Source organism: Clostridium hominis (genome assembly GCF_014287825.1).
Taxonomy (GTDB): Bacteria; Bacillota; Clostridia; order Clostridiales; family Clostridiaceae; genus Clostridium; species Clostridium hominis.
Window position 1 is genome coordinate 64,732 of record NZ_JACOOO010000005.1, and the last position, 14,305, is coordinate 79,036.

Genomic DNA, 14,305 nt, shown 5'->3' on the forward strand with positions numbered 1-14,305 from the left:
CGCAAATAAATAATAAAAGTTCCTATGACATCATCATAGGAACTTTTATTATTTATTGTTAATTCACTCTACTAAAAACTTTAAGCTTTAATTAAAGTGTCGTATATAAACTTTGCAAACATTGAATTTGACCATGCAAACCAGTCTCTTGTAAATTCATTAGAATTATTACAATTAAATCCTTCATGCATTAGTCCCCTACCACCATCAGTATTAACAAGCGTATTTACTATATCTAGCTTCTCTTCTTTATCAAGTGAAGTTAATCCTTGAATAGAAAGAGCTATATGCCATATATATTCCTCAGGAGTATGCGGACTTCCAATCCCCTTAGCTTCACTTCCCTCGTAATAGTAAGGATTATTTGTACTTAAAACAAACTTTCTTGTGTTTTGATAAATCTCATCATTAGCATTTCTATATCCTAAATAAGGAATTGCAAGAAGGCTCGGTACATTTGCATCATCCATTAAATTAATGTTTCCATTTCCATCAACCTCATAAGCATAAATATCGCCATATTCTTCATGATGAATAATTCCAAATTTGTTTATTCCCTCTTCAATCTCAATTTTAAGGTTATTAGCTTTTAATTTTAAAGCTTCATCCTTATATACCTCACTAAAAATTTCCTCCATATATCCTAGAACAACAACAGCAAACATATTTGAAGGAATTAAATAACCATATGTACATGCATCGTCACTAGGTCTAAACCCTGACCATGTCATTCCTGTATAAGAAACTGGATTTCCCATTCCATTATTGTGAAGAGTATCTTGGTATGGACAATTTAATCTTGTAAATCTATATTTAGATCTTTCAAAATGCATTTGCTCTACTGTCCATAAAGCAATCACTGTTTCTAAAACTTCCTTGACATCCTTATCGAAGAAGCTATCATTACCACTTTCCCTCCAATAGTTATACATTAATCTTACTGGATAACAAAGTGAATCTATTTCGTATTTTCTTTCCCAAACCCATGGGCTATCCTCTGTAATATCGTTGTCCCATTTTTGCCCATTAGCTTCCTTATTAAAAGCATTTGCATAAGGGTCAATTTTAATACATTTAACATATCTATTAATAAGTCCTAGAAATAAGTCATTTAGTACTGGATATTCATTTACAAACGGTAGATAATGCTCTATTTGTGAAGCAGAATCTCTAAGCCACATTGCAGGAATATCTCCTGTAATAACAAAAGCATCATCATCCATTACATCAACTGTAGTATCTATTGTATTAATGAAGCAATCATAAAACATTTTTCTTAATTTTTCGTCTTCTAATTGGTCACTTAACCTATTTCCTATTTCATATACACTCTTTTTAATTTGCTCTAACTTTTTATTTTCTTCCACTTCACACACTCTCCTGTTTTCCAGCCTGTATTTTATCAGTAATCTTTTTAGTTAGCAGATTTACTGCAAAATGTTCTTGGAGTCTAGAATCCATATCAATTCCTTCTTCTTCAACCTTTGCAACTGAAAGCTTATAGTCAGCTAAATCACCTATTGTTGAATATCCAACCTCTCCTATATAAATTACACTTACTCCATTTAATTTTATATTTTTCACGATATCAATTAAGGATTTTGTCTCTCCTGTCTTTGATAAGATAATTACTACATCATCCTTAGTTAGATTGGATGATTCTAAATACATAAGCCAACTATCTTCCCTATATTTAGTATCAATATTGCATAAATTCAATTTCACCTCTAAAATTCCACCAATATAATTATTCATTCCACTTCCGCAAACCATAACTCTTTTGGCATTAATTATCTTATCAACTATTGGATCTATATTACTCTCCCTTAAAAGTTTCTCTGTTTCTGCAAGGCTTTCAGAAATAGTACTTAAAGCATCCTTTTTATCATCATATCTATTAGGAAACTTTTCTCGCTTTAAGTATAGTAAATCATATCTAAAATCTCTAAAGGATTCATATCCCAAATTCTTAATCATACGGAATATCGTTGTTGTTGATACGCTTGTTTCATCCGCAATTTTTTGTATTGTTATATCTGTTTTTATATCAATATTTTTTAGTAAATTTTCAAAGCATAGTTTTTCAGTTTTAGTTAAGTATTCCTCATTTTCTTGATACATCTTTAATAAGCTCATAAATTAATCACTACTCCCTATAAATCAAAGCTTTCGACAATATACGATACTAACATTATACAAAATTTAATATAAGAAAAATACTTAACTTTAACATTTATAAATAATAATCCCAACTTATTTTATTATTATAGTTACAAAACTTTCTTTATTAATATATGGAATAGTAATAATTCCATTATCCATAGCTAAAATATCTCCTGCTTTTTCCCTTAATGAGCTTAAATATGCTTTTCCTTCTCCAAAGTTAACTTTAATATTAACATTGTGAAGCTCTTCTTTGCCAGGGTTTAAAATCCTTAGAACATATCCATCTTTGTTTTCAGCTCTCTTAAATGCAGTCAATTCCACATTTTCAGGTAATTCTAATATTGAATTTTCCCAAGGCCTATCCTCATGTTTTTCTCTTTTAAATATATTTAACTGTCTTGATGGTACAGGAACATTAAGCATATTAGCTTCTCTGAATAGCTGCCCAATATTTTCACTTTCTCCTATAAATAATGAATACTCAAAAGTTAATTCCTTTAAAAGTTGAGATGATGGAGCATCTAATCTATATCCTGAACTTCTTCCTGGTCTTATTAAAAGATCAGCTTTTCCAAGCTTACCAACACTTCTAAATAATGTTAGTGCGATCTCCTTATTGTTGTAAATCATATATTCACAAGGTCCCTTGCTAAGTACAGCAAATGTATTTTTTGTGTTATTAAGCTTAACAAATCTTTGCATTGGATAAATCGGAAGTTCTTCCTCTGTTGCCCCATTCTTAAGACCAACTTGCTCTAAGATTTCATTATTTCTAACTATAGTTCCAAAATGATCTTGTGCAAGACTTTCTTTACTACACTCAACATCCTCAAATATTGCCTTAACAATATGATCCTTTGCCTTATTATCTATTGTTGTTCTAAAATCAACTCTTTTTGAATTATCCTTTAAAGAAACCTCAGTACTTATTGTAGAGTTAACCATTTCCTCTGTTCTTTTATGTTCTATACATTCTAAAGGTGTTTCAATATTAAATGTAATCTTAAACTTAACCTCATAACTTGTATTTTCTATTAATTCAATAGATGGGGTTAATTCTTTTGTTGTAATTACCTTATCAACTACTGGTGGTGAGAAATTATATTCATCTCCATCATCACCTTTTTCTTCAAAGTAATGAACATTTTCGTAGCTAACGTTATTTTCTTTATTTAAAACATTTAATGTTCCGTTATCATTAATTTTTACTTTTATGAACTTATTTTCAAAAGTTCTTTCGTCAATTAATTTAACAGTTCCACAAACTTCTTCCTCAAACTTTTCTCCATAGCAAACTTTAATTACCTTATATCCCATTTTAGGTAATATATCTCCCTTAATTTTTACCTGTACATTAAACTTTGTACCCTCAAGAATTTCACCAGCATCATGATAATTGTCAGTTCCATTATAATGCTCAATTTCTGTATTAATTTTTTCCATATGCTCTACCTTAACAAATGGAATTATATTATCATTTTCATCTTTTAATGTAAATTCTTTATCCTTACATATAAAATTTAATAATACTAAATCTTCTCTCTTATAAGGAAGTGTATTAAATAATACAACAGCCTCTTCATTTTCTTTAAATGCTGTAAAATCAAGCTTATCCTTTAAACTTCTTAAATTTAACCACATAAGTTCATTAAGTCCATGTCTTAAATTTAGTAACCTATTTTTAACTGTTTCATTTATAGAATCTGGTGAAGATGAGTATATTGAATCATGGAACTGATTCTTAAAAATCGTCTTCCAATAATAATTAGCTATTGATTGGTCATATTTCCCGCCAATTGTACTACTAATTATTGACATTGGTTCTACTACAAGTGGTAATATTACCTCATATTTTTTCATTTCATTTTTAATATCCATTCTTGTTGAAGTTATACCTGCATGTATTCTTCCAAGTGCAGCTGATTTTGCCTCACCTTTAAATACTTCAAGCTTTCTATTTGAAGCTTCAAGCTTTTTCTTAACTTCTTTTGAGAATATCTCTGGGTTTGATTGTTTTATCGTATAACCATCTTTTCCAACCATATCTTCAAGCTCACTAATAGTTTTTGCTATACTTTCTTGTGGCCTTGTATGGTCACTTCCACCCATTAATAATATTTCACCATCTGTAAATCTATTTTCAACTCTCTCTACAAATCCCATAATATCTTTATATGCATTCTCTTTATCTGTTGGTAGGTATCTATAATATCCATAACCAAGCGGAAAATGTATAGTTAAAATATTGTCTCCATTTGGTGCTTCCCATAAAAATACCGAGTCATCTGTATACTCATAGTTGAAACCTCTCCAAACGAAAAGTGATTTCATACCTAACTCTTTAAAAATTTGTGGAGTTGATTGAATTTGTCCAAATGCATCTGGTATCCATCCACACTCCATACAATGTCCCATATTCTCTGCAATGTTACTTCCAATAATTAAATTTCTAAGTAATGACTCCCCACTAACTAAAGCTAAATCAGGTTGAGTATACCAAGGCCCTATAAATATTCTTCCTTCTTTAACAAACTTACTTATTTTTTCTCTATTCTCAGGTCTTATTTGTAGATAATCCTCTACAACAGCAGTTTGCCCATCATATGTAAAGTACTTATATTCACTGTTTTTTTCTAATATTTCTATAAGCATATCAAACATATATACAGCTCTTATCCTATATGTATCTGATGATCTTAGCCATTCTCTGTCCCAATGTGTATGATTAATATAGTGTATATTTTTCATTTTCTTCACCTTCTATTGCTATAATTTTAGGACTAAGAGTATTTATTCTCTTAGTCCTCTTTACATTAAAATGACATTTCAGTCTCTTGATTTGCACTATTTTGTTTAAGTTGTAACTTTAAGAATGGTGCATATAATACCATATCTAATACGAATAATAGTGCATATAAAATTACTGGTGACCACTTAAATGCTGCTAAAACTAAGACATTTAAGAATACTGGTTCTGCTCCGGAGTTTAATACAACTAATGGAGTAACAAGTCCTGAATTAATTGCAAAATAAGCTATAATTGCATTTATTACTGGTACAAATACAAAAGGTATAAACATTATAGGATTTAAAACTATTGGTAATCCAAATGTTAATGGCTCATTTATTCCAAAGCATCCTGGTATTAAAGAAACCTTTCCAACTGCTCTTTCAGCTGAACTCTTTGGTGCCACTATTAATATTAGTACAACAAGTGCTAGTGTTGAACCTGATCCACCTATCATTGCATAAACATTACTTAATGTGTTTGGTGCTACCTGAGTTATTGATTCAAAGCTTCCTGTTTTTAAGTATATATCTATATGTTCCATAAATATTGGCATCCATAATACTGATATTAATCCCCACATGATTGAGAATCCATGAATTCCAAAGAACCAAAGTAATTGCATTATAATTATTACGATAATTACTGCTGGTAAGCCTGTCCCAACCCCTGATAGCGGTGCTACAATTGTGTCTGCTACAAGCCTTTGTAATGATTCGAATCCTAAAGTTTCTACTACTACTCTTAATGTTGAGAATAATAATAGCACTACAAAGAATGGTACTATTGCCATAAATGAGTTCATAATCATTGGTGGTACTGAATCAGGTAATTTAATTGTAAACTTTGATTTTATTAATTTTGAATATATGTAAGCTGTTAATAAACCTATTATTAATCCCGTAAACATTCCTTCATAGTTGAAAAAGTTTATAGTATATGCTGAAACTACTTCTGTTCCAACAGTAATTTTATCTGGTATTGTTACAAAATACGTTACAAGTGCAACTAATGATGTTATTATAGGATTTACTTTATCATTGTTCAGCTTTAAATGACTAGCATAATAGTATGATGATGCCACAACGATAATTATTCCAACTAACCCCATGGCAACTGTATTTATATTTCCAAATATACTTAGTAACTTTCCTAAAAATCCATCTAGCGAAACTCCCCATTGAGCAAACCAATAATCTCCTTGAGATTTAACAAGTCCAGTTAATGAACCGACTACTGTAAAAGGCATACTTAATATAAAAGCATCTTTTATTGCCATCAATACATGATTTGCTGATACTTTAGCAGCTATTGGTGAAAGATACCTTTCTAATAATTCTAAAAATTTGTTATACATTATTCTCACTCCTCAATATCATTTTTACAATTTCATTATATTTGATACCCTTTACAATTGGAATTACTAAGTCCGTAAAACTTTTACTTTTTAAATTTTTCACAAGTCTATATTTCTCCAAATACAAATGCACCTATAACTTTAGCTATAAGTGCACTTATATTTAGTAAATAAGGTATTTCCTATTTTATTACATTACGATGTAACTTTTATATTTCCATTCATATTTTTAATTTTTTATTTATTCGGATTGAGGTAATATATCAATCCTCAACTTTTACTTTTTTTATCACTACTATCCTATAATATGCATTATTTTTTACTTTCAGCAGAACTTACACTTATTAGTGGCATATTATTCTTCTCTCTTATTAAGTTTTCTATTTCTAATGACAGAGCAGAATTCTCTTTTAAGAACTTCTTTGCATTTTCTCTTCCTTGTCCTAGCCTTATATCATTATAAGAGAACCATGCACCGCTTTTTTGAATTATTCCATTATTAACAGCAACATCTACTAGATTTCCTTCTTTTGAAATTCCTTCATTGAACATTATATCAAATTCAGCTTGTTTAAAAGGTGCTGCAACTTTATTTTTTATAACTTTTACTCTAACTTTATTTCCTAAGAACTCATCACCATTTTTTATACTCTCAATCCTTCTAATATCTAACCTTACAGATGCATAAAACTTAAGTGCTCTTCCACCTGCTGTCGTTTCTGGATTACCAAACATAACACCAATTTTCTCTCTTAACTGGTTTATAAATATCACTGTGCACTTTGACTTATTAATTGCTGCAGTTAACTTTCTTAAAGCCTGTGACATAAGTCTTGCTTGTAATCCTACATGAGAAGCTCCCATTTCGCCTTCTATTTCTGCTCTAGGTACAAGTGCTGCTACAGAGTCAATTATTATTACATCTATTGCATTACTTCTTACAAGTGCTTCTGCTATCTCTAATGCCTCTTCTCCTCTATCTGGTTGACTCACTATAAGCTCATCAGTATCAACGCCTAGTTTTTTAGCATATGAAGGATCTAATGCATGCTCAGCATCAACAACTGCAGCTGCACCTCCATTTTTTTGAGCTTGTGCTGCTATACTTAGTGCAATAGTAGTTTTTCCCGAAGACTCTGGCCCATAAATTTCTATTATTCTCCCCTTTGGAACTCCTCCTATTCCTAAAGCAATATCTAAAGATAATGAACCTGTTGAAATTGCCTCAACCTCCATAGTAGATTCACTTCCAAGCTTAATAACAGCTCCTTTTCCGAACTGTTTTTCTATTTGACTCATTACATTATCTAAAGCCTTTAACTTATTATCATCAATATTCATTTATACCATCTCCATCTCTTAAAATAAAAATGCGTTGTACTTTACGGCAAGTAGTATAACCGTAGGTACAACGCATTGACTTATAAAAAGTATATCATAAATTTTTATTTAAATGTAATATTTATTTTTTATATTTTTTTACATAAAAATATAAATTTATTTCTAAGAGATATTTAATACTTACATAGTTTCCTTACACTACCTTTATTAAAAACTTTTCACTAAAATCTTTTTCTTATTTTTACATAAGATATATTTATAATCTTTTAAAAGGTGGTGTGAAATATGCCTTATAACGCTAAAGATAACTTAAAAGAAGCCATAGATGAGCTATGTTGTTGTGAAACTCACTTAAATTCTGCTTATATACACGCTGAAGGAACTCATAATAGGATTGAAATACATGCAGCATTAAAAGCTGTAGGAAGTGCTTTAGATTCAGCTCAATATACACTTCTTCATTTTAAAGATTAAGGAGGATTTATTATGGGACATAAACCTAGTGCTAAGGAAGAATTAAAAGCTGCCCTTAATGATGTTATTTATGCTCAATCATTACTTTATGAAGCTATTGATATAGTAGAAGATAATGACAATAAACAACTTTTACAAAATACATTATCTAATGTAAATGAAGCCTTATCTGCTACAAAAACATCTACTTATGGTTTTAAATATTAAGCTGTTAACTTCATTTAATAATACATAGTTTAAAAACTCTTCTATAAAAACTATAAAAGCTAGACTTGTAATTAATTGCTCACTGTCTACTTGATAGGGAAGTTCATAATCAACCTAGCTTTTATAGTTTTATTATAATTAGATAATCTTTTTATCCTTATTATCCTTGTATGGAATTATTTTTCCTTCATAAACTTTTTCACAATTTGTTACATTAGATATGTTATCTATTAAAATTAATTTATATTCTCCATCATAGCAATATAAATATAACCCTTCCTTTTTTAATACATAGGAAATTGGAAATAACTCTATTACTTTTCCTTCACTCTCCAACTTAACATAAGTTTTATTATCTAAGGAATTATTAATAATTTTACAAATATCATTATTAATAATTGTCCTTTGATCATCTAAATCTACTATAAGTCTTTTCTCTAGACTATCTAATATCTCTGTACACCTATTATGATTAACAAGCTTAAATTTATTAATAAGATCTGATTTTTTCAAACTTTCTATTATATGTTCAGATATATATAATGATAGTATTAAATCTTTATAATCGCTTTCTGTTAAAACATATTTGGCTATTATATAGTTTTTATCTAATTCTATTCCACCATTAACTCCCCTATATGAGATTATAGGAATACCTAAAACAGATAGTTTATCTAAGTCTCTTTGTATAGTTTTGGGTGACACATTAAATATATATGCTAATTGTTTAACTGTAGTTTTAGAATTACTTTTTAATAAATAAAATAGTATTTCTAATAATCTCATCTTGCTCTCCTCTCATCTACATTTATTTATTATTTTGTAACCACTTAATTGCACAATATGTATGCATAGCTGCCCCTGTAACTAATATATCCTCATTAAATACAACCTTCTCATTATGCATTGGTTCTCCATATAATGGATTCTCTTGTTTTGTACCTGCACCTAACATAAAGTAAACGCTAGGTACTTCATACGAATACGATGCAAAATCTTCTGATCCCATACCTCCTCCTTGGAATGCAACAACAGCTTTTTCACCTATTAACTCTTTTACATAAGCTCCAAGTTCATTAGCTAAATCTTCATTATTAGTTAATGGTGGTACTGAAGATAATTCTATTAATTCAGCATCTCCTCTAAACATTTTTGCTGTAGCTGTTACTATTTCATTCATCCTGTTAAATATGAATTCACCTAACTCTTTATCTAAGCTTCTTATTGTTCCTTCCATAATAACTTCTCCTGGAATTATGTTTGGTGCATCTCCTCCTGAAAATTTACCAATTGTCAATACGGCTGGTTTAGTTGCAGATATTTCTCTACTTATTATTTCTTGTAAAGATATATATATATGAGCTGCTATATTAATAGGGTCAACTCCTGTTTCTGGCATAGCCCCATGACATCCATTTCCTTTTACAACTATTCTAAATCTATTACACCCAGCTATACTCGTTCCTAAACCATATAATACAATATTTGAAGGTGTTCCTGAATGAACATGCATAGCCATAGCTGCATCCACTTTAGGATTTTCAAGCACTCCTGCTCTAATCATCTTTTTAGCGCCAGTAAATCCTTCTTCATCTGGCTGAAATACCAATTTGACAGTACCCTCAATTTTATCTTGATTTTGTTTAAGCAATTTAGCTGCACCTAAAAGCATCGCACTATGCATGTCATGTCCACAAGAATGCATACATCCATTACTTGACTTAAAATCACATTCAGTGGCTTCAGCCATTGGTAACGCATCCATATCAGCTCTTAATAAAAATGTTTTTCCCGGCTTATTACCTTTAATAGTGGCTACTATACCACTTTCACAAATCTCTGTAGGATCATATCCAAATTCTTTTAACTTATTCATTATATAAGCTTTAGTTTCTGGTAATACAGCTCCAACCTCCGGATTATTATGTATTGTTCTTCTGTAATTTATTAATTCATCTTTTATTTCTTCTGCTTGTTTTATAAAGTTATTCATATTACACCTCATAATTTATTAAAATTTTCGTTCTTCATTCATATTAACGCTAAATTCGGACACATATAGTCCTATTTTTGCTAATATTTTTTTAATTTATGCACTACTCTTTACTTATGTTTTATAGTTTTTTATCAATTATATTTTAATAGTGTAATTCTCAATTAACTTTAAAAAATAAATTTCTGAACAAAAAATAACCCCCTATATTAGGGAGTTATTTTTTATTTACATTATAAACCTTTATAATATTCAGTAGCAAGCTTAACTGCTTTAACTAAAGCTTCAGATGTTTTTGTAGCACCTGATACAACTTCAACATCATCAATTTTATCTTGTCCTTCAATTAGTGAATTGATAAATTCTGAGTTTTCAGCTGTTAATACTCCACCTATTTCTGGTGTTTCTTGAGCGTCTCTAATAGCTATTTCAGTAATCTTACCTTCGCCATCAAAAGTAACATGAGTTTCAACTTCTCCACCATAACCTTGAGTAACTACTTCTACTTTCGTATTTCCATCAGTTATAGTATGAGTTACAACACCTTCAAATAATTCTCCGTTAATAGCAACATATACCATTCTTTGGAAGTCACCAACAAATGAAATTGTCGCACCAGAGACTACATCTCTATCTGCAATTGGTTGATCCATTTGATTAACTGTTTTGAACATCTCATAAACTTCTTCTAATGTCATTTTCTCATTTAATATATGTGTAGCTATAGCATCAATTTGCTCACCATAACTTCTTCCTCCATTATATCCAGCGAAAGAAATTCTATTAACTCCTTCTACAAAAGAACCATCTTTATATAATTCATGTTTACTTATTATATCTTTAACTAAAGTTTCTTCATTTAAATCTTCAATGCCAGCTTCAACTGCAACATATTTATAAGCTGCAATAGCTTTATCAAATTCTAACTCAGCTTGTGTAGCTAAATTTATAAAAGTTAAATCTTTAAATGTAGTTGTATCTGTAATAACATCAGCAGATGCTGTTACCATATATTGTCCACCTTCGAAAGCATCATCATAACCAGCTGCTGATAGCTTAGTTAATTTATAATCTTCTCCTACTTTTTCAATTTGTACATCTGAAACATTCATTTGGTATCCCATTATATCTTTTTTAGAATATTCTCCTTCTGTACCTTTGTTACGAATAATATCAAAGTTTAACTCAGTAATAACACCATCTTCAGTAGTTCCTTCAAAGATAAAAGTATCATTTTTAGGCTTACCAGCTGATGTAGTACCTTTCATTTCATATTCAGCAGCAAATGTTTCAACTACCGGAGTTTTAGTTGTCACTCCTTGATCCTTTGTTTCTGTTGCGCATGAAGTTAACCCTAAAACAAGTGTAAGCGCAGTTAAAGTAGCTATTAATTTTTTCTTCATTTTTTTCGTCCCCCTAATTGTTTAATTATTAACAAATTCAACTTTATTATATATTGCTTCTTCTAATATTAATAGGTAAATATTGCTCAGAACATTGCATATATTGTTATTCGCACCTTAATGTAAATGTTTAATAACTTTTCTGTTAACTTTTGTATAATTTTTTATTTAACATTATTTTTAAATTTAAAATTCTATTAAAATAAAAATGCACCTACAACCTAAGTCATAAATGCTTTTTTTTTATTATTAGTATTCTATTTCTTCTATATATTCTCTTACAACTTCTCTCATCTCATCAAATTGCTTATTAGTTCTCTCATTCTCTGATTTAAACTCAAGAATTTTCTTTAAATAGCCTTGCTCTTCTACAAGCTTTATACTTTCATCATATACAAGTCCAAATAAAAGAGAAATATGACCAACCACATTATCAACAGCAGTCTTTTTTAAGCTTCTTAATATTGTATCTCTTCTTTTAAAATTTTCTAAAACTTCTTCTGTTACTTTTGTTGTATAAATCTCTTCTTTTGTAACATTATAGATTTCCTCCGTTGGAACAATAACATTAACTTTAAATATATCTACTTTATCCGCATCTCTTAATATATTACAAAAGGTTTTATAACGCTCTGAAATATTTTCTGGTATTCTATGTTTATTATGACTTTCAATAACAATCTTTATTAAATCATCTTCAGATTTGTCATAAATGAAATCTCTTATATTCCCATCCTTAAATAGAATTTCACTACTTAATTCTGCATGATCTATAGACTTAGAGTCATTAAATGTTCCGTATCTCTTTACCTGCTCAAATCTTCCTACATCATGAAGAAGCCCTGTAAGCCAAGCTATATCAATTTCACTCTTATTTAACTTTAAACTTAAAGCTATTTTTTCACATAATTCACATACACGATATGTATGTTCAATCTTTAACCTTATTTTCTCATCTTTTATATCATACTTTTTTACATAGTCATCAAAAGCTTTCAAAGCTTTAGCCCTATCTATTCTCATATTACCTATCCCCCTTTTTATATCCTAACTAATTTATCTATTACTATATTATACCAACATGTCATTCTATGGTAGATTATTTTTAAAAATACCCTGGATTAAAATATTCCAAGTCATATACAAATAGATTATGCCCTCAGTATTATAGTTAAATATCTACTGAAGGCACATAAATCAATTAAATTATTAATAATTTTACTTATATATCTTATATTATTATACCTTCAAAATGATCTACTTCATGTTGAATAATTTGTGCAGTAAATCCAGTAAATACTTGATTATGCTTATTAAAATCTCTATCGAGATACTCTACTTCTATACTTTCATATCTCTTTGTTTTTCTAAAACCTGTTAAAGATAAACAGCTCTCTTCTGTTTCATAGCATTTTTCCTTCTTTAATATAACAGGATTAATCATAGGAACTATAATATTTCCTATACTAAATACTAAAATACGCTTTTTAACTCCTATCATATTTGCAGCCATACCAACACAATACTCTAAGTTTGATCTTAATGTATCTATTAAATCATCTACAACTGCTATATCTTCTTTAGTGGCAGGTTCAGACTTCTGCGCTAAGAATAATGCATCTTTCATAATTGGTCTTATCATCTTTATTCCAACCTTTCTAATTTCTATCTCTTATTATATATCAAAACTTATTTGAATATCTTTAGGCTTTTCTTCAAAAGTTCTCAAATACTGAAATACTTTTTCTGTCTCATAAATAATATTATTCTTTTCACAAGTTTCCTTAATCATCGCCATCAATCTCTTACTGTTAGGACTTCCTATTTCATAGCTGTTTCCATAATTTTTTATATATTTTTCTTTCAGCCCTTTAAAATGTCTATCTAAATTTTTATAAAAATATTCCCTGCTTCCAGACCTTAAAGTAAGTCCTACTCCAAAGGTTAAAATACCTTTAACCTCTGCTTCAAGGCAGTAATCTAATATTCCTCTTATATTTTCTTCAGTATCATTAATATATGGTAAAATAGGAGTCATCCATACTACTGTAGGTATCCCATTATCTCTCATTACTTTTAAAACTTCAAATCTTTCTTTCGTAGTTGATACATTTGGTTCTATTATTTTACACAATTTCTCATCAAAGGTTGTCATAGTCATTTGTACAACGCACTTAGATTTATTATTAATGCTTTTTAATAAATCTAAATCTCTAAGTATTCTATTGGATTTAGTCTGAATAGATAATCCACAGCCATACTTATCAATTATCTCCAAGCACCTTCTAGTATTTTTAAGATCACTATCTAAATGAATATATGGATCTGTCATAGCTCCTGTTCCAATCATACACTTATTTCTTTTTCTTTTAAGTGCATCTTCTAATAGCTCTGGAGCATTCTTTTTTACTTCTATATCTTCAAAAATATGATCCATACTATAACAAACACTTCTTGAATCACAATAAATACACCCATGGGTACATCCCCTATATATATTCATTCCATTAGATGCAGATAATATTTTCTTTGCTAATACTTCATGCATTCTCTAAATCAAACCCTTTCATAATTCT

At 29.4% G+C, this 14,305-nt stretch carries 13 protein-coding genes; 2 read left to right on the forward strand and 11 right to left on the reverse strand.

Going from position 1 to position 14,305, the window contains the following annotated elements; translation table 11 throughout:
• Positions 1-80: 80 nt before the first annotated feature.
• The 5 genes from H8S20_RS04920 to recA form a co-directional block, all read right to left on the reverse strand.
• Positions 81-1,367: a glycoside hydrolase family 125 protein gene (locus H8S20_RS04920; protein ID WP_032117828.1), complete on the reverse strand. Its 1,287-nt coding sequence runs from the start codon at positions 1,365-1,367 to the stop codon at positions 81-83.
• 1 nt (position 1,368) lies between these two features.
• A complete protein-coding gene (locus H8S20_RS04925) occupies positions 1,369-2,136 on the reverse strand; it encodes a MurR/RpiR family transcriptional regulator (RefSeq protein ID WP_032117827.1) in 768 nt (255 codons plus the stop codon).
• Positions 2,137-2,253: 117 nt separating this feature from the next.
• Entirely contained in the window at positions 2,254-4,914 is a 2,661-nt protein-coding gene (locus H8S20_RS04930) for a glycoside hydrolase family 38 N-terminal domain-containing protein (protein WP_032117826.1), read from the reverse strand.
• A 65-nt stretch (positions 4,915-4,979) separates the two neighbouring features.
• Positions 4,980-6,311, reverse strand: coding sequence for a PTS sugar transporter subunit IIC (locus tag H8S20_RS04935; protein WP_032117825.1), 1,332 nt, complete (start codon positions 6,309-6,311; stop codon positions 4,980-4,982).
• 312 nt (positions 6,312-6,623) lie between these two features.
• A complete protein-coding gene (gene recA / locus H8S20_RS04940; protein WP_186859443.1) occupies positions 6,624-7,652 on the reverse strand; it encodes a recombinase RecA in 1,029 nt (342 codons plus the stop codon).
• A gap of 285 nt (positions 7,653-7,937) precedes the next feature.
• Between recA and H8S20_RS04945 the strand changes: the two genes are divergently transcribed.
• Both H8S20_RS04945 and H8S20_RS04950 read left to right on the forward strand, forming a co-directional pair.
• Positions 7,938-8,126, forward strand: coding sequence for a hypothetical protein (locus tag H8S20_RS04945; protein ID WP_032117824.1), 189 nt, complete (start codon positions 7,938-7,940; stop codon positions 8,124-8,126).
• Positions 8,127-8,138: 12 nt separating this feature from the next.
• A complete protein-coding gene (locus tag H8S20_RS04950; RefSeq protein ID WP_032117823.1) occupies positions 8,139-8,333 on the forward strand; it encodes a hypothetical protein in 195 nt (64 codons plus the stop codon).
• Positions 8,334-8,471: 138 nt separating this feature from the next.
• Here H8S20_RS04950 and H8S20_RS04955 read toward each other — a convergent pair whose 3' ends face one another.
• The 6 genes from H8S20_RS04955 to H8S20_RS04980 all read right to left on the reverse strand — a co-directional run bounded on the left by H8S20_RS04955 (position 8,472) and on the right by H8S20_RS04980 (position 14,277).
• Positions 8,472-9,119, reverse strand: coding sequence for a helix-turn-helix transcriptional regulator (locus tag H8S20_RS04955; protein ID WP_032117822.1), 648 nt, complete (start codon positions 9,117-9,119; stop codon positions 8,472-8,474).
• Between the two features lie 22 nt (positions 9,120-9,141).
• Complete coding sequence (locus H8S20_RS04960; protein ID WP_032117821.1) at positions 9,142-10,326, reverse strand: M20 metallopeptidase family protein; 1,185 nt, start codon at positions 10,324-10,326, stop codon at positions 9,142-9,144.
• Between the two features lie 233 nt (positions 10,327-10,559).
• Positions 10,560-11,729: an FMN-binding protein gene (locus tag H8S20_RS04965; protein WP_032117820.1), complete on the reverse strand. Its 1,170-nt coding sequence runs from the start codon at positions 11,727-11,729 to the stop codon at positions 10,560-10,562.
• Positions 11,730-11,978: 249 nt separating this feature from the next.
• Entirely contained in the window at positions 11,979-12,752 is a 774-nt protein-coding gene (locus tag H8S20_RS04970; RefSeq protein WP_032117819.1) for an HD domain-containing protein, read from the reverse strand.
• 208 nt (positions 12,753-12,960) lie between these two features.
• Positions 12,961-13,371, reverse strand: a complete 411-nt coding sequence (locus H8S20_RS04975) for a peptide deformylase (RefSeq protein WP_032117818.1) — start codon at positions 13,369-13,371, stop codon at positions 12,961-12,963.
• A gap of 33 nt (positions 13,372-13,404) precedes the next feature.
• Positions 13,405-14,277, reverse strand: a complete 873-nt coding sequence (locus H8S20_RS04980) for an SPL family radical SAM protein (RefSeq protein ID WP_032117817.1) — start codon at positions 14,275-14,277, stop codon at positions 13,405-13,407.
• Positions 14,278-14,305 lie beyond the last annotated feature (28 nt).

Excerpts from the sequence above, each read along its gene's own strand:
- H8S20_RS04925 (WP_032117827.1), bottom strand. The coding sequence starts at position 2,136 with ATGAGCTTATTAAAGATGTATCAAGAAAATGAGGAATACTTAACTAAA.
- H8S20_RS04930 (WP_032117826.1), bottom strand. The coding sequence starts at position 4,914 with ATGAAAAATATACACTATATTAATCATACACATTGGGACAGAGAATGG.
- H8S20_RS04935 (WP_032117825.1), bottom strand. The coding sequence starts at position 6,311 with ATGTATAACAAATTTTTAGAATTATTAGAAAGGTATCTTTCACCAATA.
- recA (WP_186859443.1), bottom strand. The coding sequence starts at position 7,652 with ATGAATATTGATGATAATAAGTTAAAGGCTTTAGATAATGTAATGAGT.
- H8S20_RS04945 (WP_032117824.1), top strand. The coding sequence starts at position 7,938 with ATGCCTTATAACGCTAAAGATAACTTAAAAGAAGCCATAGATGAGCTA.
- H8S20_RS04950 (WP_032117823.1), top strand. The coding sequence starts at position 8,139 with ATGGGACATAAACCTAGTGCTAAGGAAGAATTAAAAGCTGCCCTTAAT.
- H8S20_RS04955 (WP_032117822.1), bottom strand. The coding sequence starts at position 9,119 with ATGAGATTATTAGAAATACTATTTTATTTATTAAAAAGTAATTCTAAA.
- H8S20_RS04960 (WP_032117821.1), bottom strand. The coding sequence starts at position 10,326 with ATGAATAACTTTATAAAACAAGCAGAAGAAATAAAAGATGAATTAATA.
- H8S20_RS04965 (WP_032117820.1), bottom strand. The coding sequence starts at position 11,729 with ATGAAGAAAAAATTAATAGCTACTTTAACTGCGCTTACACTTGTTTTA.
- H8S20_RS04970 (WP_032117819.1), bottom strand. The coding sequence starts at position 12,752 with ATGAGAATAGATAGGGCTAAAGCTTTGAAAGCTTTTGATGACTATGTA.
- H8S20_RS04975 (WP_032117818.1), bottom strand. The coding sequence starts at position 13,371 with ATGATAAGACCAATTATGAAAGATGCATTATTCTTAGCGCAGAAGTCT.
- H8S20_RS04980 (WP_032117817.1), bottom strand. The coding sequence starts at position 14,277 with ATGCATGAAGTATTAGCAAAGAAAATATTATCTGCATCTAATGGAATG.